At 45.7% G+C, this 20729-nt stretch carries 19 protein-coding genes; 8 read left to right on the top strand and 11 right to left on the bottom strand.

All coding sequences use genetic code 11. The features are described from left to right. Position 1 precedes the first annotated feature (1 nt). Positions 2-766, top strand: a complete 765-nt coding sequence (locus OCU50_RS14120; protein WP_060468879.1) for a thiazole synthase — start codon at positions 2-4, stop codon at positions 764-766. A 7-nt stretch (positions 767-773) separates the two neighbouring features. Next, positions 774-1901, top strand: coding sequence for a 2-iminoacetate synthase ThiH (gene thiH, locus OCU50_RS14115; RefSeq protein WP_060468878.1), 1128 nt, complete (start codon positions 774-776; stop codon positions 1899-1901). Between the two features lie 155 nt (positions 1902-2056). Here the strand turns inward: thiH and OCU50_RS14110 are convergent, their stop codons facing one another. Both OCU50_RS14110 and OCU50_RS14105 read right to left on the bottom strand, forming a co-directional pair. Then, complete coding sequence (locus OCU50_RS14110; RefSeq protein WP_060468877.1) at positions 2057-3847, bottom strand: aminopeptidase P family protein; 1791 nt, start codon at positions 3845-3847, stop codon at positions 2057-2059. Positions 3848-3965: 118 nt separating this feature from the next. Next, complete coding sequence (locus tag OCU50_RS14105; protein ID WP_060468876.1) at positions 3966-4907, bottom strand: LysR family transcriptional regulator; 942 nt, start codon at positions 4905-4907, stop codon at positions 3966-3968. Between the two features lie 101 nt (positions 4908-5008). Here OCU50_RS14105 and OCU50_RS14100 point away from each other — a divergent pair, with 101 nt between their 5' ends. Together OCU50_RS14100 and tsrA are read left to right on the top strand one after the other, a co-directional pair. Beyond that, complete coding sequence (locus tag OCU50_RS14100) at positions 5009-6208, top strand: multidrug effflux MFS transporter (protein ID WP_060468885.1); 1200 nt, start codon at positions 5009-5011, stop codon at positions 6206-6208. A 102-nt stretch (positions 6209-6310) separates the two neighbouring features. Beyond that, entirely contained in the window at positions 6311-6592 is a 282-nt protein-coding gene (gene tsrA / locus OCU50_RS14095) for an H-NS-like global regulator TsrA (protein WP_017055283.1), read from the top strand. Between the two features lie 87 nt (positions 6593-6679). On the opposite strand, the gene OCU50_RS14090 is transcribed toward tsrA, so the two are convergent. The 4 genes from OCU50_RS14090 to OCU50_RS14075 form a co-directional block, all read right to left on the bottom strand. Continuing rightward, entirely contained in the window at positions 6680-7138 is a 459-nt protein-coding gene (locus tag OCU50_RS14090; protein WP_060468875.1) for a DoxX family protein, read from the bottom strand. Position 7139: 1 nt separating this feature from the next. Then, entirely contained in the window at positions 7140-7907 is a 768-nt protein-coding gene (locus tag OCU50_RS14085) for an HvfC/BufC N-terminal domain-containing protein (protein WP_060468874.1), read from the bottom strand. Continuing rightward, on the bottom strand, positions 7904-8764 hold the full coding sequence (gene bufB, locus OCU50_RS14080) for an MNIO family bufferin maturase (protein ID WP_060468873.1): 861 nt from the start codon (positions 8762-8764) through the stop codon (positions 7904-7906). The genes OCU50_RS14085 and bufB overlap by 4 nt, the downstream gene beginning before the upstream one ends. 64 nt (positions 8765-8828) lie before the next feature. Beyond that, positions 8829-9089: a BufA1 family periplasmic bufferin-type metallophore gene (locus OCU50_RS14075; protein WP_060468872.1), complete on the bottom strand. Its 261-nt coding sequence runs from the start codon at positions 9087-9089 to the stop codon at positions 8829-8831. A gap of 263 nt (positions 9090-9352) precedes the next feature. Here OCU50_RS14075 and uvrD point away from each other — a divergent pair, with 263 nt between their 5' ends. Continuing rightward, on the top strand, positions 9353-11527 hold the full coding sequence (gene uvrD / locus OCU50_RS14070) for a DNA helicase II (protein ID WP_060468871.1): 2175 nt from the start codon (positions 9353-9355) through the stop codon (positions 11525-11527). A gap of 135 nt (positions 11528-11662) precedes the next feature. On the opposite strand, the gene tpx is transcribed toward uvrD, so the two are convergent. From tpx to rarD, 5 genes are all read right to left on the bottom strand, one after another. Then, positions 11663-12160, bottom strand: a complete 498-nt coding sequence (gene tpx / locus OCU50_RS14065; RefSeq protein ID WP_060468870.1) for a thiol peroxidase — start codon at positions 12158-12160, stop codon at positions 11663-11665. A gap of 804 nt (positions 12161-12964) precedes the next feature. Continuing rightward, entirely contained in the window at positions 12965-14722 is a 1758-nt protein-coding gene (gene ggt, locus OCU50_RS14060) for a gamma-glutamyltransferase (RefSeq protein WP_060468869.1), read from the bottom strand. A 91-nt stretch (positions 14723-14813) separates the two neighbouring features. Further along, positions 14814-15476, bottom strand: coding sequence for a LysE family translocator (locus OCU50_RS14055; protein ID WP_060468868.1), 663 nt, complete (start codon positions 15474-15476; stop codon positions 14814-14816). An 89-nt stretch (positions 15477-15565) separates the two neighbouring features. Beyond that, positions 15566-16360: a helix-turn-helix transcriptional regulator gene (locus OCU50_RS14050; RefSeq protein ID WP_060468867.1), complete on the bottom strand. Its 795-nt coding sequence runs from the start codon at positions 16358-16360 to the stop codon at positions 15566-15568. A gap of 86 nt (positions 16361-16446) precedes the next feature. Further along, a complete protein-coding gene (gene rarD, locus OCU50_RS14045) occupies positions 16447-17355 on the bottom strand; it encodes an EamA family transporter RarD (RefSeq protein ID WP_060468866.1) in 909 nt (302 codons plus the stop codon). Positions 17356-17534: 179 nt separating this feature from the next. Here rarD and recQ point away from each other — a divergent pair, with 179 nt between their 5' ends. The 3 genes from recQ (at position 17535) to OCU50_RS14030 (ending at position 20692) form a co-directional block, all read left to right on the top strand. Further along, a complete protein-coding gene (gene recQ, locus OCU50_RS14040; RefSeq protein WP_060468865.1) occupies positions 17535-19373 on the top strand; it encodes an ATP-dependent DNA helicase RecQ in 1839 nt (612 codons plus the stop codon). Between the two features lie 64 nt (positions 19374-19437). Then, complete coding sequence (locus OCU50_RS14035; RefSeq protein WP_060468864.1) at positions 19438-19749, top strand: DUF3630 family protein; 312 nt, start codon at positions 19438-19440, stop codon at positions 19747-19749. A 271-nt stretch (positions 19750-20020) separates the two neighbouring features. Beyond that, the gene (locus OCU50_RS14030) at positions 20021-20692 is read left to right on the top strand and encodes a 7-cyano-7-deazaguanine/7-aminomethyl-7-deazaguanine transporter (RefSeq protein WP_046225126.1); all 672 of its coding nucleotides are present in this window, start codon (positions 20021-20023) and stop codon (positions 20690-20692) included. Positions 20693-20729: the final 37 nt, after the last annotated feature.

Below are 20729 nucleotides of genomic sequence, written 5' to 3'. Positions count from 1 at the left end.
CATGTTAACCATCGCAGATAAAACGTTTCAATCACGTCTGTTCACTGGAACCGGCAAGTTCGCAAACAAGCATTTGATGGCGAGTGCTATCGAGGCTTCCGGTTCTCAACTGGCAACCATGGCGCTAAAGAGAGTCGATATTCGTTCTGAGCAAGATGATATTTTACAGCCCATTATTGATGCTGGCGTTAATCTACTTCCGAATACCTCTGGCGCGAAGAATGCAAAAGATGCCATCTTTGCTGCGCATTTGGCTCGTGAAGCGCTAGGCACAAACTGGCTAAAACTTGAGATTCACCCGGATCCAAAATACTTGATGCCAGACCCAATCGAGACACTTAACGCTGCTGAGCAGTTGGTGAAAGATGGCTTCGTTGTGTTGCCTTATTGCCACGCCGACCCTGTTCTGTGTAAGCGCTTAGAAAAGGTAGGCTGTGCTGCTGTGATGCCACTCGGTGCACCCATCGGTTCTAATAAGGGAATCGCGTCAGCCGACTTCCTAGAGATCATTATCGACCAAGCGAACGTCCCTGTGATTGTGGATGCTGGCATCGGAGCGCCATCACATGCGGCGCGTGCAATGGAAATGGGTGCAGATGCTGTGTTAGTGAATACGGCAATTGCAGCCTCACAACAACCTGTTGATATGGCGATTGCCTTTAAACTGGCAGTCGAAGCGGGTCGAATGGCTTACCTTGCTGGTCTCGCTGGAAAAGTATCTCACGCGGTTGCTTCAAGCCCGCTAACTTCATTCCTAGATGAGTAGTATTATTATGACGTTTGTTGATCGATTTAAACAACTCAACTGGGATGACATTGGTATGTCTATCTTCAGTAAAACGGCGGCGGATGTTGAACGCGCGTTGAGTAAACCCAAACGAGACTTAGAAGATTTTAAGGCTTTGATCTCTCCGGCAGCGGAACCTTACTTAGAGCAGATGGCACAACAATCGCTGGCGCTAACGCGTAAGCGGTTCGGTAATACGATGTCGCTTTATATTCCTTTGTATCTATCTAACTTGTGCGCGAATGCGTGTACGTATTGTGGTTTTTCGATGGAGAACCGTATCAAGCGTCGTACATTAACCTTGGATGAAATTGATGCTGAAAGTGCAGCTATCAAAAAGATGAAGTTTGATAGTGTTTTGTTGGTCACCGGTGAACATGAAACTAAGGTTGGAATGAATTACTTCCGACAGGTGTTGCCGAATATCAAAAAACAATTCAACTACCTTGCGATGGAAGTTCAACCGCTTGACCAGCATGATTACGCAGAACTTAAAACTCTCGGCTTAGATGCGGTGATGGTTTACCAAGAGACCTATCAACCAAGAACCTACGCGGAGCATCATCTGCGTGGCAATAAAATGGATTTTGAGTACCGCCTCGAAACTCCCGATCGATTGGCAAAGGCGGGTATCGATAAGATAGGTATTGGAGCCTTGATTGGTTTGGAAGATTGGCGAACCGACTGCTTCTTTGTTGCTGCTCACTTAGATTACCTAGAACGTACTTACTGGCAAACTCGTTACTCGATTTCGTTCCCGCGCCTTCGTCCTTGTGAGGGGGGAGATGCCAATGGTGGTCTACAACCTAAGTCTGTTATGAGCGATAAACAGTTGGTTCAACTTATCTGCGCGTATCGATTGTTAAACCCAGAGGTTGAGTTATCCCTTTCGACTCGTGAGTCTGCAACGTTCCGCGACAATGTGTTGCCATTGGGAATAACAAGTATGTCGGCGGCTTCGAAAACCCAACCTGGCGGTTATGCTTCGGGCGAAGAAGAACTTGAGCAGTTTGAGATAAGTGATGAGAGAAATGCAGCTGATGTTGAGGCTATGATTCGTCAACGCGGGTTTGATCCAGTGTGGCGCGATTGGCATAGCGCTTACTCAGGCTAATTAACATCTAAACTAATGTTCCACGTGAAACATTAGTTTAGATGTATTGATACAGACAAACAAAAACGGCTACCTGTTAGGTAGCCGTTTTCTATTGTCACTTTTTATTTAACTTAGTAAGTGCGTTTTGGTTCAGTTAATAAGCTAGCTAAACCTTATGCGTGAGCTAATGGAGTCGTTGATTGGCGCAACCATTCCAACGTATCACCTTCAACTAATGGGCTAAGATCGTGCCATACTTTTTGATGGTAGTCGTTGAGCCACGCCAGTTCAGGTCGAGTTAGCAAATCGACGTTGATGTTGCGTTTATCGATAGGGCAACGCGTTAGTGATTCAAAAGTCAGTACTGAGAAGTCACCTTGAGTTGGAAGCTCAACAACCAGCTCTAGATTTTCTATACGGATACCGAACTCATCAGCACGGTAATAACCCGGTTCGTTTGATAACACCATGCCTTCAACAAGAGGTACGTCAACCAGCTTTTTAGAGATACTTTGCGGACCTTCATGAACACTTAAAAAATGCCCAACACCGTGACCAGTACCGTGATCGTAATCGAACCCTTCAGCCCATAAGTGCTGACGCGCTAGGATATCCAGTTGGCAACCACGAGTACCCTGTGGGAAACGAGCACGTGCAATACCGATGTGACCTTTCAGTGCGAGAGTGAATTGCTGGATCATTTCGTCGCTTGGTTGACCAATCGCGATAGTGCGAGTGATATCAGTGGTGCCATCTAGGTACTGACCGCCTGAATCGACTAGGTACAAAGTATTCAGTTCTAGCTGACCTGGTTCAGGTTGGTTCTCATGGTTGTAGTGACACATTGCTGCGTTTCCGCCAGCTGCTGATATCGTGTCAAAGCTTAGGTCCATCAGTGTTGGGTCTTGTTCACGGAATGATTGTACTTTATCAGCCAAGACTGCTTCGTTGTGTAGGTTGCCCTGCGCCACTTCTGCATCAATCCAAGACAAGAACTTCGCCATCGCAACACCATCACGAATGTGACACGCCTTCATGCCGGCAATTTCAGTTTCATTCTTCGCGGCTTTTGGCATTAAGCATGGGTCTGCTGCTTCAATGATATGTGCGCCAGCGTTTTGCAGAACAAGTGTGTACCAAGCGTTACTGGTACCTGAATCGACCGATACATTTTTGTCTGCTAAAGATTCAAGGCAGGATTCAAGCTCTGATGGGTGAGAGACACGAATACCATTACCGACGTGTGCTTTAAAGCCTGCAGGGATACGCGCTGGGTCTAAGAAGAAATCGACGCTTTCATCGGCATGAATGATCGCGTTGGATAACACAACAGGTAGTCGAGAGACATCCAAACCACGAATGTTAAGCAACCAACAGATTGAATCGAGTTCAGTAAGAATAGCCGCATCAGCACCTTTTATCTTGAGTAAGCGTGTAATCTCAGCGCGCTTGCTTGTACTTGACTGACCAACGGCGTCTGTTGCCATTAGACGAACATCAGATACGACAGGTTCTGGGCGATCAGACCAAAGCTGATCTATTGGATTAGAAGAGAGTGCTGTTAGCTCAACTTTGTCTGCCAGTTTTTCTTGTGTGCCTTTCAACCAAGCTGAGGTGTGCATGCGTGGATCGAATGCAACCTTACTGCCTTGTGGTAAAGAATTGATGATCCAATCTAAAGCGGGTTCTTCAATAAGGTGGCGATATTCAAACAGCTCTGCTGGTACCTGCTTACGAACCTGAACGGTATAGCGACCATCAACAAATATAGCAGCGTTCTCACGAGTGATAACCGCTGCACCTGCAGAACCAGTGAAGCCGGTTAACCAATGCAGTCGCTCGTTATGAGCTGGAACGTATTCTCCTAGATATTCGTCTTCGTGTGGAATGATCACGGCATCTAAGTGGTTTGATTCAAGCCAAGATCGAACCGCAGCAACGCGTTCAGCAGTGATATTGTGCATCTGTGTTTATCCTTATTGTTAGGGTCCTTATTAGCGCCCACAGTAGATATACCTATGAGGGGACTAGGTCAATAAGCTAGCGCTTTTGTTCGTTTGCTGCAAATGCTGAACGCCATTTTTATCTAAGGTGCAGGGTTTTTTCTTTTATGATATCTCGCAGCCAAGTTAGTGCTGGGTCGTTTTCTCTGTCACGGTGCCAAAACAAAGTGTAAGCCATCGGAGGGAATTCCATTGGTAAAGGGACCACCACTAGGTCAAGTTGTTTGGCAACAAGATAAGTAAAGTGGCTTGGTGCAGTAAATACAAAATCAGTATAAGTACACAAGCTTGCGGCGCTATTGAAGTCTGGTACCGAGATAGCGATATCGCGTTGGTGCCCCATGTCTGCCAGTTTATAATCTAGCAACCAGCGGTCATTTCCATCGCACCTGACTTGCACATGCCGTTGTGCAAGGTAAGTATCTAAGTCCCATTTGCCAGTTAAGGCTGGATGGTTACGTCTTAGTACACACATTTGCGCATCACGATAGATCTCTTGCTCACAGATATCATCTGGTGGCTGCATGGTTAGCCTAGCATCGTTGATGTCTATATCTTTTCCCGTTAGACCAATATCCAACTCACCAAGCTGTAGTTTTTTAAACGTTTGTTCTGACCAAGTGTGAGTGTTGATGTTAACTTTTGGGGCCTGCCTAAATATCGCAGGTAAAAAGTGAGGAAGAATCAGCGGGTAGACACTTTCTACAGCCGCAATATGAAAACTGTGGTCGCTGTTATTGGGAGTAAAAGTCTCTGGTTGGGTAAGTACATCAAGCTGGTTGATTAACGTTTCCAATCGAGGTTTGAGGAAAACCGCTTTTGGTGTTGGTCGTAGACCATGAGCACTGCGTGTGAAAAGGGGGTCATTAAATTGCTCACGAAGTTTTGCTAATGACTTACTCACCGCTGATTGGCTCAAGCACAAACGTTGTGCGGTGCGAGTGACACTCAGCTCTTCTATCAGTACCTGAAGACAAACTAATAAGTTTAGGTCGAGGCGTGACAGTTTTTCTATATTCATGTGAGTTTCCTATTTGGAATAATGCTAATGAGTATATGCCATTTTTGTTCATATCTTTAGTTGGTTATTATGCACCGAAATTAACTCATCCGGAGAATCTTGTGCCTTCTAACGCGCTTCCAACCCCTAGTAAACTGCAGGTTGCTTTATTGGCAATGTTGGTTCTATTTAGCCCCTTGGCTATTGATATCTATTTACCAGCTCTGCCACAAATTTCGACAGCGTTTCACGTGGAACATGCACTAGCACAAGATACGATAACTTGGTTTTTATTTGCCATGGGTGTCGGCCAACTGTTTGCTGGCCCTTTAGCTGATAAGTTAGGACGTCGAACCGTTGCATTGGGAGGTATTAGTATCTATGCATTGAGTGCTTGCTTGGCGTGGGCAGCTCAATCGATTGATATGATGTTAATAGCTCGGCTGCTGCAAGGCTTAGGAGCTTGTGCGACTTCTGTAGCAGCCTTTGCAACGGTTCGCGATCTATTTGGCCCTCATAGGAGTGGTCGAATGATCAGTTACCTTAATGGTGCGATCTGCTTTATTCCTGCATTGGCTCCTATTCTTGGTGCTTGGTTGACTCAACAGTTTGGTTGGCGATCGAACTTTAGCTTTATGGCTGGCTTCGCTGTTGTGGTTGGTACCATTTTGTTTTTCCAAATGAAAGAGTCTAACCCCACCACAGAAAAGGTTGCGGTGTTCAAACTAGAGCGTTACTGGTCGGTATTGAAAACACCATCATTCATCTTCCATGCGACATTGTGCTTGATGGCGATGGCAGTCATTCTTGCTTATGTTACTTCTGCACCGGTTGTGCTGATGGAAAACCTAGGTTTGACGATGAATGAGTTTACCTTGTGGTTTGGTGTTAACGCGGTTATTAATATTGCGGCAGCCTTTACCGCTCCTAAGTTCATGGATCGTTTTGGTACTTACAGGGCGCTTATTATTGGTATCTCAATGCTTGGCTTAGCGGGTGTGATTATGCTGGTGCTTGCAAATCAAGCCACGGCTATCGCGTTCATGTTACCGATCTTCTTGTCGTCGGTAGGTTTTGCTTGGATTCTTGGTGCAGCGGCAGGTAAAGCTCTAGAACCTTTTGGTGACCGTGCGGGTACCGCAGCTGCGCTACTTGGCTTATTCCAAATGAGTGGTTCAGGACTTCTTGTGGGTACCATGCAACGTCTTGATTTAACATCACAGGTAATGATTGCGCTACAAATGTTCCTGATTGTTCCAGCTTTGTTAGTGCTTGCGAGCAAAGCGGGTAGGTCGTGGCATACGACGTTTGCCAAGGCATAATTTACAAGGGTGACAAAATATACAAATGGCGGTTTTCGAAACCCTAAAACATGGTATATTTGTCACTCATTGAAACGTTAGTACCCAACGGAAAATACTGTAATGTCATTAACAACCTACGAAATGGCGCGCATCTTAGAACAAATGGAAGATGCACCTGAAAAGGTTATGTTTGGTAAACTGCTTAAAGAGCTAGGTAACCAAAGTGAAGAGCGTATTCGCAGTGCGGCAAAACAAGTTCCAATCGATACTTTGCGAGATATCATTTACCAATTTCAGCGTGTGATAGAGTCTCGTAAAGGTGAGCAGGTTCAGCTATTAGCAAAAGAGCTAGCAGAACAAGGTATTTCTGCCGAAGATCTACAAGCTTTTCTAAGCAAATAATTTATCCCAGTCAAAAAAGAAGCCACTCTATTGAGTGGCTTTTTGCGTTCTCGATGCATATAAGTCTAAGGGCTATGCAAAAGCACTCTAGCCCCTGAACTGAGATTTCAACATTCTATCAAGCGAGAATGGCCCTGCGCCCCACACGATAACGATAAGAATCATTAATCCCCAAAGCTGATGATCGTAGAAGCCTTGCGCCCACAACACCGGGTATGAAACGACAGCAATGATATTAAAAACGAATAGCACTGCAGACATCGGTCGTGTTAATAAGCCGATCGCTAAGAACACCGGTAGAATCAATTCAGCGGCAGTACCCATGTAAGCGGCTAATTCCCAAGGCAGCAGCGGTACTTGGTACTCCAACTCAAATAAGTAAAGGGTGCTATCCCAAGTGGCTATCTTAGTCAGCCCAGAATTAAAGAACACCCACGCCACCCAAAGGCGACAAAATAGCAGAAGCACTGGAACAAAAAGTGCCTGTGATTTCTCAATCAAATTGTCGTATTGAGCCATCATGTTCGTGACTGTGTTGTTATCCATATTATGTCTCCCATTCGGCATTAATTGAAAAACCTGAGATGACATTAAGTGCCATGACAGCATTCAGATGTTGTAGTAGTAAAGGATCGATAGCTGAGAGTGTTCGACCTGATTGCAATTCAGTGAGGAGTTGGTGGCTTTCTTTACTTAAACCATGGCTCTCAACCTGTGAATTCTCAGCTCGGATTAACACCCCAAATTCAGGTTGGTTGATGTCTAACCCGTCGAGTTGTTGCTGGTAGATAGCTTGCTCAAGCGCGATAATCGTATAGCTAGAATTGATTAGTGTTATTGAGTCTTTGAGATGGAAAACTATAGCGCCTTGTTGTTCTTTTGATACATCCGCTAAATAAGAAAGAGGCCTTTGGTCGACATGTACTTGGGACGTAAACCTTACCAAGCTGTCTTTCTGCCATTCATACAAAGCCACTTCACCGAGATAAGGTGCAGCCTCAATAACGGCAGGAAAGGCTTGGATAGTCTGTTCAAAGTGTTCACCGTAACCACTGACATCACCAGAGGTCGATGGATAACTTAGGACATGTTGACGAGCCATCTGTTGGAAGCACTCTTCACCAACCAACATTTCCGTGAGTGGGTAGGTTGCTGCCAGAACTTCGCTCAAGCTGATCACAAAGTTATTACGGTAAATCTGGATTCGCTGTTCATCCGTAAAATGGTCGCTCACTATGTCGCAGTGCTCACCATTGTTTTGGTAGCGTAGGGCGTTAGCAAACTCTAATTGAACATCTGATAGGGAGTGGCTCATGATGCGCGACTCCTTTGGTTGAACTTGTTGTGTTGATACAAGATGTCACTGACTTTGGCTGCTTCAGCCAATAAAACTTGTGGTTCTGGGATATCGAGATCCCATTCGATTAAGGTATGGCGCAAACCATGTTGTGCAACCCAGTCAGTGTAGAGTTGCCACACTTCATCACAAACAGGTTTACTGTGGGTGTCTATCCAGATCTCACCTTGTTCGAGTTTCTTCTTAGTGAAACCTGCCAAGTGAATCTCTTCCACTTTGTCTGCCGGTATTCCACTGAGATACTCGGCGCAGCTGAAGCCATGATTAAAAGATGAAACAAAAATATTGTTGAAATCGAGCAGTAGACGACACTCGGTGCGCTTCTGGACCTCAGCCAAAAATTCCCATTCTGGGATGGTTGAATGTTTGAAGGCAAGGTAACTCGATGGGTTCTCAATCAACATCGGGCGTTGCAGGCTGTCTTGTACCTCGATGACATTGCGACAAAAGATCTCTAGCGCTTCTTCGGTATAAGGCAGCGGTAACAAGTCATTGAAGTAATGACCACCAGTCTGACTCCAGCTGAGATGGTCAGAAACCAAGAAAGGTTCGATATCATCAATCAGGGCTGTTAACTGAGACAGATGATGTGGGTTGATACGATCAACAGAACCAAGAGACAGTCCTACACCGTGGCAACTGATGTTGTGGGCATTACGAATTTCTCTGAGTTGTTGGCGTTGTGGTGATTGAGCTAAAAAGTAGTTTTCGCTGTGAACCTCTAACCAACTTACTAAAGCTGGATTGTGGCTAAAGAAGTCCAAGTGCGGTGTTCTAAGGCCAACCCCTGCGTTGGAGTGAAGAGTTTGAGTCACAACGGTTCTCCTAATGGAAAGTGGAGGTGAGCTGAATATCAGCCCACCATACTAAGCAGCTCAATTATGATGGTTGAGTACTACCACCCGATAATTTGCCACACAGTCCTTTAGGAACGACTACGAATGCATCGGATTGGTTGTCTTCTTTTGCTGTACCTGCACACGAACTTGTTTTGGTTGCACAATCATTTTGGCCAGCTTTTGCCACGCCGTAGCATTTTTCTTTTGCTGCTGCTTCCGCAGGTGCTGATGTAAGAACGGCACCGCCGAACGCGAGTACACTTGTGATGGCAGCTGTAACAGCAATATTAGAACTTTTCATAGTCATTCCCTCTAAATTTAATATTATTCACGCATCGCAGGTTAATGAATTGTTAACGTGCTTACCTAAGAAGATAGGCATAACTTGGAAATAATTTCACCACATTGCAGAGTTTATCGATGTTAGTTGTACGTCTACATTTAAGTTGTTGATTTTATTTTGTTAAATTTTGGATATTTTTTCTTCTTATTCCCCTAAACGCAGCTTAGTGTTTAGGTTATAATCAACTTTTATGTATAAATACCCAGTAGTGAGCATATCCAATGATAGATCCTTCGCTTTTACTCGATGGCCTAAACGACAAACAACGTGAGGCGGTCGCAGCACCTTTAGAAAACCTACTTATTCTGGCAGGTGCTGGTAGTGGTAAAACGCGAGTGTTGGTGCATCGTATCGCTTGGCTGCAAAGCGTAGAGCAAGCCTCACCGTTTTCTATCATGTCAGTCACCTTCACCAACAAAGCGGCAGCAGAGATGCGTGGCCGTATTGAAGAGTTGATGATGGGGAGTTCGTCAGGCATGTGGAACGGCACTTTCCACGGTATTTGTCACCGCATCCTTCGTGCTCACTACTTAGATGCAAAGCTGCCAGAAGATTTCCAAATCATTGATTCTGATGATCAGGTTCGTTTGCTACGCCGTTTAATCAAAGCGCAAAACCTTGATGAAAAGCAGTGGCCAGCCAAGCAAGCTTCTTGGTGGATCAATGGCAAAAAAGACGAAGGGTTACGCCCAAGTCACATTGATGCCTACCATGATCCAATAACTCAAACGTGGTTAAAGATTTACTCTGCTTACCAAGAGGCATGCGATCGTGCTGGCTTGGTCGACTTTGCTGAAATCTTGTTGAGATCGCATGAACTATTGCGCGATAAGAAACACATCCGAGAGCACTACCAAGCTCGCTTTAAGCACATTCTTGTCGACGAATTCCAAGATACCAACAACATCCAATATGCTTGGTTGCGGATGATGGCAGGCCCAGATTGTCGCGTGATGATCGTGGGTGATGATGACCAATCTATCTATGGCTGGCGTGGTGCAAAAATCGAAAATATTCAGAAGTTCTTGGATGAATTCCCAGGTGCTTCAACGGTTCGACTCGAACAAAACTACCGTTCAACCAAAACCATTCTGCAGGCGTCGAACGAGCTTATCTCGAACAACACTGAGCGTATGGGTAAAGAGTTGTGGACCGATGGTAACGATGGTGAGCCAATCTCAGTTTACTCGGCGTATAACGAGCTAGATGAAGCGCGTTTTACGGTTAGCAAGATCAAAGAGTGGCAGGAGAAAGGCGGTGCGCTAGAAGATACCGCGATGCTTTATCGTAATAACGCCCAATCTCGTGTTCTTGAAGAAGCGCTTATTCAAGGTGGTCTGCCTTACCGAATCTACGGTGGCATGCGATTCTTCGAGCGTCAGGAAATCCGAGATGCCTTGAGCTATCTGCGTTTAATGAGTAACCGCAGCAATGATGCGGCATTCGAACGTGTCGTCAATACGCCAACGCGTGGCTTAGGTGATAAAACGTTAGAGACGATTCGTCTTGCGGCGCGTGATCGTGGTGCAACCATGTGGGAAGCCAGTGTTGCTTTGATAGAAGAGCAAGTGCTACCCGGTCGTGCTGCGGGTGCATTGAGTCGCTTTATCGAGCTGATTAATGCGCTTGAAGATGACACGCTAGAACTTAGCCTGCATGAACAAACCGACCACGTGATTAAATCGTCGGGTCTGTTTGCGATGTACGAACAAGAGAAAGGTGAGAAGTCGAAGGCACGTATTGAGAACTTGGAAGAATTGGTAACGGCAACGCGCCAGTTTGAAAAGCCAGAAGAAGCGGATGAGATGAGTATGCTGACGGCGTTCTTAACTCATGCGGCTTTGGAAGCGGGTGAAGGTCAGGCTGATGAGTTTGATGATGCGGTTCAGCTCATGACTCTGCACAGCGCTAAAGGCCTAGAGTTCCCAATGGTATTCATGGTAGGTGTCGAAGAAGGCATGTTCCCAAGCCAGATGTCAGCGGAAGAAGCAGGGCGTTTGGAAGAAGAACGTCGCCTCTGCTATGTAGGCATGACCCGTGCGATGGAGAAGCTTTACATCACTTACGCTGAGATGCGTCGTTTGTACGGTCAGGACAAGTACCACAAACCATCACGCTTTATTCGTGAGCTACCAGAGACATGTCTGGATGAAGTGCGTATGAAAGCGCAAGTGAGCCGTCCTGCAAGCAGTGGTCGCTTTAGCCAAACCGCCGTGAAAGAGAACTTCAATGAGACCGGTTTTAGTTTAGGTTCTCGCGTCAAGCACCCTAAGTTTGGTGAAGGTACCATCATCAACTTCGAGGGAAGTGGTCCACAAAGCCGAGTTCAAGTCGCGTTTAACGGTGAAGGCATCAAGTGGTTGGTGACGGCTTACGCTCGATTAGAGCAGCTTTAATCTGCTACCTCGGTATCTAAAAATCGTTCATTATTAAAAATAGAAAGAGCAGCCAATAGCTGCTCTTTTTATTGCTTTGTACCGACCTAAATTAGGTTAATAAAAGCTGAAGATATTACTGCCTTAAAGTGAGACTTACAGTGCTGCAAGTGCCGCTTCGTAGTTTGGTTCTTCAGTGATCTCTGCAACTAACTCGCTGTGTGTTACCACACCTTTCTCATCAACAACGACAACGGCACGTGTTGTTAGGCTTGCTAGTGGGCCTTCAGCAATCGCTACGCCGTAGTCTGATGCGAATGTAGGAGCACGGAAAGTTGAAGCGTGTTGAACGCCTTCAATGCCTTCTAGTTCGCAGAAGCGACCTGCAGCAAATGGTAGGTCAGCAGAAATACAAACAACAACCGTGTTCTCAAGTTCTGCCGCTTTTGCGTTGAACGTGCGTACGCTCGTTGCACAAGTTGCAGTATCGATGCTTGGGAAGATGTTTAGAACCACTTTCTTGCCTGCAAGAGAAGCAAGTGTCAGTTCAGAAAGGTCGCCTGCAGTCAGTGCAAAGCTTGGTGCCTTTTCGCCTGTTTGTGGGAATGTGCCTGTTAGGGGAACAGCTGCACCTTTGAAGGTAACGTGTGACATAGATTGTCCTTAATTTAATTATGGTTATGAAACTAATTGATGCTAGTAAGACTTACGTTACTCTGAAGTGGTTAAGAAGTGAATGCTTTAAATGTCAGAATTATAATTAAACGTATTTTATGTTCGGTTGGCCGGTCGATTGGGTTGGTCAATTGAAAAGCAATAAATAGCGGTATAGATAAAGAAAAACCCCGAGAGCTTGCGCTCATCGGGGTCTATAGTATTACTCGCAGCAATCCGGCTACTAAGTGTGCTCCATGCATCAAATCCATGATAGTGTGCTGTCATCCTTCAGCGTATTCCTTTCATCGCCTTCCTAGCGGTGTCCTTGATCTTATCCTGATCTGCCAACATTCCTCGTTAGCGCGCGTCACTTGTTCCTTGAGCGGTGTCCTTTACATCATCCTGATGTTCAGTCCTTTCCTCGTCCAGAGGTGTCCATTGTCTTCCTTAGTAGTAACCATCCTAGTTACTATTGCGTCCATTCAATGTCCATTTCGCTATCCATGCCGATTATTCATCCTGAGTAATCGAATCTTCATCCTGAAGATAACCAAGTCCGTGGTATTTCCTGTTCCGTGTCAGCATCCTTCCGACACCTTTAATATTACCCATTCCTTACTTATCGGCAATGGGGCTCCGGCTAATTTCTAGATAATTATTTGAATAATAAATATACATTGTGTTTATTTTCAAATACTTGTGGTTAACGCCTGCCTATTTTCTCCATTAAATATCGATATATGCTCACTGTCTTGTAAGAGATCTCGCACAAGACAGTGAGTAAAAAGGGAGTGTTTTCCGTTATTGGCCGATCGCGGCACCTTCACGGCGAGGGTCTGCTGCCCCTTCTAGACCATCTTTTGTGATGCGAATGGCGTGTAAACCCGAGTTAAGATCGCGAATATTGACTTCAAATCCCATCTTTTCTAGCTCAGGTTTGAAGTTTTCCGCCGATGTTCCTTTTTCCAAATCTAGGGTGCCGAAACGGTTTAGGAAGTGCGGTTGGTTGATCGCTTGCTGTATATCCATGTCCCATTGGGCATGGGCAATGATGGCTTGTGCTACATAACCTATGATACGGCTACCACCCGGAGAACCAATCGCCATGTAAGGCTTATCATCTTGCATGATGATGGTTGGAGCCATCGAAGAGCGCGGACGCTTACCCGGTTCAAGTCGGTTGGCGATAGGTTTGCCATCGTTATGGGTCTTGAATGAGAAATCCGTTAGTTCGTTGTTCAGCAGGAAGCCTCTCACCATCAAGCGTGAGCCGAATGCATTCTCAATGGTGGTGGTCATCGATACGATATTGCCATCGCTATCGACAATATTGAAGTGGCTAGTGGACGGTAATTCAATAGAAACATCTTGGCTTCTCTGCATTGCGTGATCCCACGGCGGGGTGCCTGATGACGCACTGTCTAATGCCTTACCTGCAGTAATTAACTGGGCTCGTTCCTGTAAATAGTCAGTATTCACTAACCCTTGGGTTGGCATTGGCACGTAATCTTGGTCTGCCATGTACATGCCTCTATCAGCAAAGGCTAGGCGAGAAGCGTCCGCTAACACTTGCCAAGATTTCACGTCGTTCGGTCCCCATGATTTCAGATCAAACTGCTCGGTCATTGCTAAGATCTGCCCAACGGTTAATGCACCAGAGCTTGGTGGCCCCATCCCACAGACATCGTAACTCTCATAAGCGGAACAAACTGGTTCACGTGGCTTGATGGAATACGCATCGAAGTCTTTCTGTGCCAATACGCCCGGGTTACCTTTTGCTGTTTGTACTGTGTTGATAATGTCAGCAGAAATCTCACCTTGATAGAAAGCCTTAGCTCCATCCTTTGAGATAGCGTTTAACGTGGCGGCGTATTCTGGGTTCTTAAGTTGAGTACCTGCGGTTTTCGGGCTGCCATCGGCATTAAAGAAGTAGGCTTTGGTAGTGGCAAAGCGGCTTAGTCGCTCTTGGTCATTTTCGATCAAGGTGGCTAAACGTGGGCTGATGGTAAAACCTTTTTCAGCCAGTTGTGCGATAGGTTTGATCAGTGATGCCCACTCTAACTTGCCGTATTTCTGGTGAGTATCCCACAGTAATTGCACCGTGCCTGGCGTCGCAACGGAGCGACCGCCAACCACAGCATCGTAAAATTTAAGCGGTTGGCCGTTTTCGTCTTGGAATAGGCGTGGTGTGGCATCAAGTGGTGCGGTTTCACGACCATCGTAGGTTTTGAGTTGCTTGTCCTTGCCATCAAAATAAACAAGGAACGCGCCACCGCCAATACCTGATGACTGCGGCTCTACTAAGCCAAGCATCAGCTGCACGGCAACCATGGCATCAATGGCATTACCACCACGAACAAGTACATCGGCACCCGCTTGGGTTGCTAATGGGTTGGCTGCGGTGACCATCCAATCCTTGGCTTTAACGAGCTGTTTGGTTTCTAAACCACTACTTTGTTCGGGTGCGACGGAATCGGCAGCTTGATTTGCCCAACTGACGTGAGAGGCAAAAAGTAGGGTAGAAGTGGCGAGGGTTGTTAGTTTTGTTTTCCACTGCATGATCTTCTCCTTTTCATATGCAGAGCTAGATTGGCAGTGGAAAGATAAGATAGCCAGTGCGTTGTTAACGAATTGTAATATTGATTCGAATTTAAGCGATCAAACCAGACAGCGACTGCCAAAGAATACTCAGGCCAATGATGCTAAATACCACACCACATAACCCGTCGATGTACACAGTTGCTTCGCTGAGCTTCTTTTGCAGCACTTTAGTAGAAAGCATCCACGCCAATAGTGAGAACCAAAATAGCGATAGGCCAAATAGGATCACGAGCGCAATTCCTTTGCCAGACTGCGACATATCCGCAGGGACTAAGCTCGACATCAAGCTGATGAAGAACACTAAGGCCTTTGGGTTAAGGATATTGGTCGCAAAGCCCTTCGAGAAGGCTTCTCTTTTATTTGCGATAACCAGATCTTTGGTTTTTGTCTCGACCGCTTGGTCGTCACTCTGTTGAACGATGTTCCAAGTGGATCTAAGGGCACCAAAACCTAAGTAAAGTAAGTAACTACCACCTGCCAACTGGATCAGGGAAAACAGAGTCGGTTGCTGGTGGACGAGGTAGCTAATTCCCGTCAGGCTAAATAATGAATGCAGTAGGATCCCGCAAGATAGTCCAAGTGCAATGTACAAACCGGTTTGGCGTCCATGACGTGTCGCGTTTTGCACAACTAAAGCCAGATCAGGACCAGGGCTCATCAAAGCAATAAAGTGGATAGAGGCGAGGGTGACTAAGATGGTGACTTCGTTCATATCGGTTCCAATAACTCGGTTTTTCTGTTGGGTTTTGTTGAGATCAGCTTACCGCGATTTCCAATCACTCAATTGTAAATTATCAACACTTAGTTAATTTTCGAGGGAGAAACGCCGAATGCCGTCTTAAATGCCTTTGAGAAATGGGCTTGATCGTAAAATCCAACTTGATGAGCCACCTCGGTGCCGCTAACACCAGACTTAATCAGTCGCATGCCTTGTTCCATTCGTAAACGACTTAGCCATGCGTAGGGTGTTATGCCCATCTTATTTTTAAAATGACGCTGGAATTGAGTGGTGGTTAAGTCGCACAGATCAGACAGTTGTTCTAAGCGAACGGGCTGGTCAAGATTTGCCATTAAATATTCTTTCAAGGTATGGATAGATTGGATGCCTAATTGAACTTGGCTTTTGGATCCAAATTTCACATAGCGATCGACAATGGTTGAGAAACCTTCATAAGGGAGGCAGTCTTGAGCGAGTTGGCTGATGTTTGGATTGATTAGCAGAGCATGTAAGTTACACAATTGTAAAAATGTCGCTTGATCGGAGAGGATCAACTCAGAAAAGCTTAAAGTGTGACCATGTTCCCTCTGATCGGCAAGATCGCCTAGCCACTGTGGGGAGACAGAAAAAACACTGACTTGATAACCAGATTCTAACTCGGAATGACCGTCATGCAGCTCATCTGGTGGCATCATCACCACTTGCCCAGCGCCTGCGTGGTAGCTGGTGCCCTTGTAGACAAACTTTTGCTGACCCTGAGTGATTAGGCCGATGTGAAAATCCAAATGATAGTGGCGCTGAAAGGCAAACTCTTGGTATTGAGCTTGGATCAGGCTGATATCTTGGCTAGGTGTCGAGTAGTAGTGGACTTTATCCATGGTACAAAAAAGCTTGGTCAAATTATCATCAATTCAACCAAGCTTATCTTTGTAGTGAGCCATTGTCTTGTAAAAAACGATCAGTACTACTGTTTCACGAGTCTATTCTGCTTGTTGTTACGCAGTCCATCAAAGCTGAAAATGACGAGAGCTCCCCAAATAAAGGCAAAGGTGATCGCTTTGTCACTAGTAAACGCTTCTCCATAAATCAGTACCGCTAACAAGAACATCAAGCTTGGGCCAATGTATTGGAAGAAGCCGAGTGTCGACAGTTTCAACCGTGTTGCAGCGCCGGTAAAGCACAGTAATGGAATTGTCGTAATCACGCCTGCAGCAACCAGTAACAGGTTGAGCTGTATAGGGTTTGCTGAGAGGTCTGAAGTTGGACTATCGACAATAAACAATAAGTAAGTCGCTGCGAGAGGTAGCATGACCAAGGTTTCGATGAACAAGCCGGTTTGCGCTTCTAAGCTGACTTTTTTACGTAGCAATCCATAAAACCCAAAACTGAATGCCAGCGCTATCGCTACGATTGGTACAGATCCAAACGCAATCAATTGGACTAATACGCCAATTGCAGCCAGTACAACCGCAAACCATTGTAGTTTACGTAAGCGTTCACCAAGGAAGATCATCCCGAGTAACACGTTAATCAGTGGGTTGATGTAATACCCCAAACTGGCATCGAGCATGTGATTGGAGTTAATCGCCCAAATAAAGATTAACCAGTTTGCACCCACCAAGGTAGAAGTCACTACCAAATAGAGCATTTTTGGTTTTGAGGTCAAGGTGTCACGCACCTTACGCCAACTGCGGCTAATGTGTAATAGGAAAGCGAGTAGGAAAAAAGACCATACTACACGGTGGCTAAGGATCTCTAGCGGGGATACGTCACTTAAAGATTTGAAATATATAGGGGCGATGCCCCACATCGTGTAAGCGCCAATGGCAAGCAACACTCCTTGACGAGTGCGTTGTTGTTCTTCTGATGTCATACCACTTTCTCTAGCACTGGGTGCTTATTAATAAGATTTATAAGAGAGTTGGCTAGTATAGGAGCGTTAACATTTTTCACCTAGCAATTTGCGGTTTAATTCACCAGCGTTCCCCTCTACAATGTGCGCCTTGCTTGCTAACGATGCTCGCTGATTTCATACCTCGATTAGGAACCATAATGACCGCCACTCTGATTGCTGAGCAAATACCGACTCCCGCGAATGATGCGCAAAACATCTTACAAGATGTGTTTGGCTATCAAAGCTTTCGCGATGGTCAGCAAGAGGTCATCGATCTGGCCGTTGAAGGCCAAGACAGCCTGGTAATTATGCCTACTGGTGGCGGTAAGTCCCTGTGTTATCAGATTCCTGCTTTGGTTCGTGAAGGGCTCACTCTGGTTATCTCACCGCTGATCTCGCTGATGAAAGACCAAGTTGACCAATTGAAGGCCAATGGTGTCGCGGCAGAGTGCATTAACTCTTCAATGCCACGTGACCAGCTATTGAGCGTGTTCAACCGCATGAACTCTGGCCAATTGAAGATGGTTTACGCTTCGCCAGAGCGGGTGTTGATGCGAGACTTCATCGAGCGCCTACAAGGTTTATCACTTTCGATGATTGCGGTGGACGAGGCGCACTGTATCTCTCAATGGGGACATGACTTCCGCCCGGAATACGCATCATTAGGTCAACTTAAACAATATTTCCCGCATGTGCCTTATATGGCGCTGACGGCAACCGCTGATGACGCAACGCGCAAAGACATTATCTCGCGTTTGCAGCTAGTGGAGCCACACACTTATTTAGGCAGCTTCGATCGTCCTAACATCCGTTATAACTTAGTTGAGAAGCATAAACCCGTGTCTCAAGTGGTTCGCTACCTAGAAACACAGAAAGGCAATTGCGGCATCATCTATTGTGGTAGCCGAAAGAAAGTGGAGATGGTGACTGAAAAGCTGTGCAATAACGGCCTTCGTGCTGCGGGTTATCACGCTGGCATGGACACTGATGAGCGTGCTTACGTTCAAGAAGCCTTTCAACGTGATGATGTCCAGATCGTTGTCGCGACTGTGGCCTTCGGTATGGGGATCAACAAACCCAACGTACGTTTTGTGGTCCACTTTGATATTCCTCGCAATATCGAATCTTATTACCAAGAAACTGGCCGTGCTGGTCGTGATGGCTTGCCTGCTGAAGCAATGATGCTGTTTGATCCTGCTGATATGGGTTGGTTACGTCGTATGCTTGATGAAAAAGAAGAAGGCCCGCAAAAACAAGTAGAGATGCACAAACTGAACGCGATGAGTGCCTTTGCCGAAGCGCAAACCTGTCGTCGTCAGGTTTTGTTGAACTACTTTGGCGAATATCGTGAAAAGCAATGCGGTAACTGCGATATCTGCCTCGATCCGCCAAAACACTTTGATGCGACCCAAGAGGCGCAGAAGGCGTTGTCTTGTGTGTACCGTGTGAATCAGTCGTTTGGTATGGGGTACGTGGTGGAAGTGATGCGCGGCATGCAGAACATCCGTGTCCGCGATAATGGTCACGATAAGCTGTCTACTTACGGTATTGGCCGCGATCACAGCCACGACTACTGGATCAGTATCTTCCGTCAGTTAATTCACAAAGGTTTGCTGTTCCAGAACATCACTCGTAACTCGACTTTACAGCTAACGGAAGAGGCGCGTCCGTTACTGCGCGGTGAGATGTCTTTAGAGCTTGCTGTTCCTCGTTTAGATACCGCGGTGCGCAGTGCTAAGTCCGATAAGCTAAGTAGCAAGAACTACGATAAGAAGTTGTTTGCTAAACTGCGTAAGCTGCGTAAGTCAATTGCTGATGAAGATGGCTTACCACCTTATGTGGTATTCAGTGATGCGACCCTGATTGATATGGCCGAAGTACTGCCGACCTCATACGGTGAGATGCTGGCAGTAAACGGTGTTGGTCAACGTAAACTCGATAAGTACGCAGACCCATTCTTAGATTTGATTCAAGAACACATCACGACACACGGCTAATTTGTAGAAGCGTTTAACCTATAAAACGATTAGCGCACAGAAAAAGAATAAGGTTGATAGGGACATGACTACACAAACAGAATTTGGCTTAAGAGAGTATTTGGCTGAGGAAGGGCGCTTATTAATTACGTCTCCAAGTTTTGATTTTGATTCTTACGAAGTATTAGGTAAAAGGCTGGTGGCATTGCTGTCAGCGTCTGTTGTTGAAAAACAATGGGACGCCGATATGCACTCTTGGTTGATTGACTTTGAAGATTGTCGAATGTTTTTAAAGTCTGAGCATTACAGCGAATCAATTTGGTTTGAGTCGTTAAACGCGGAAGAAAGCCGAGAAGAGTTTGATTATCTCGCGACGCTTTTTAAGCGCGGCTTTTAACTTTTAGCATCGCTTCTCAAACGTAGCTTTTAAACCTGGATTTTAAAACTTGGTTTCTAACGCTATTCAACAATAAAAGTGAGGATAAACGTTTGCGTCTGTTCTCACCGTTGCAGCCAATATTGATTAATGTATAATCGCCCGCCGCTCAATAGAGCAAATTATAGAAACATTTTTAATTCACATTATTGGTAAGAGCTTTCTTAGTTTATCCGAAGAAATGACTCGATTTGGGTTCCCTCACCCCCAAACCAAACTAAAAAGGTACAGCATGAGTAACTTTACCCCTGCGCAACAGCGCAAAGCCCTAGCACTATTAGTTTTGTTCCATTTGGTCATTATTGCATCAAGCAACTATCTGGTTCAGCTCCCTTTTACCGTCTTCGGTATGCACACCACTTGGGGCGCTTTCACTTTCCCGTTTATCTTCTTAGCGACCGATCTGACCGTACGCATTTTTGGCGCGCAGCTTGCACGTAAAATCATTTTCTTAGTGATGCTACCTGCACTGGCCGTTTCTTATTTCTTGTCTGTGGTGTTCTTTGAAGGTTCATTCCAAGGCTTTAGCCAACTCGGTGAGTTCAACTTGTTTGTTGCACGTATCGCTGTAGCGAGCTTTATGGCTTATCTGCTTGGCCAGATCTTAGATGTGCATGTTTTCAACCGCTTACGCCAAATGAAGCAATGGTGGGTTGCGCCAACGTGTTCAACGCTATTCGGCAATGCCATTGATACCATCGCGTTCTTTGCGATTGCTTTCTACCAAAGCCCTGATCCATTTATGGCAGAGCACTGGACTGAAATTGCGTTGGTCGACTACGGATTCAAACTTATCATTAGCTTGGGCCTGTTTGTTCCAATGTACGGTGTGCTTCTAAACTACATTGTTAGGAAGTTAACCGCCGTAAATCCTGATTTTAAAGCGACGGGTATTAGTGCATAAGCTTTCAGCTGGTGATGCATTGCGTTATTAATACAGT

It is taken from the genome of Vibrio toranzoniae, from assembly GCF_024347655.1.
Classification (GTDB): Bacteria; Pseudomonadota; Gammaproteobacteria; order Enterobacterales; family Vibrionaceae; genus Vibrio; species Vibrio toranzoniae.
Note: the sequence above shows the minus strand (reverse complement) of the source record. Positions and strands in the feature narration are given on the sequence as shown.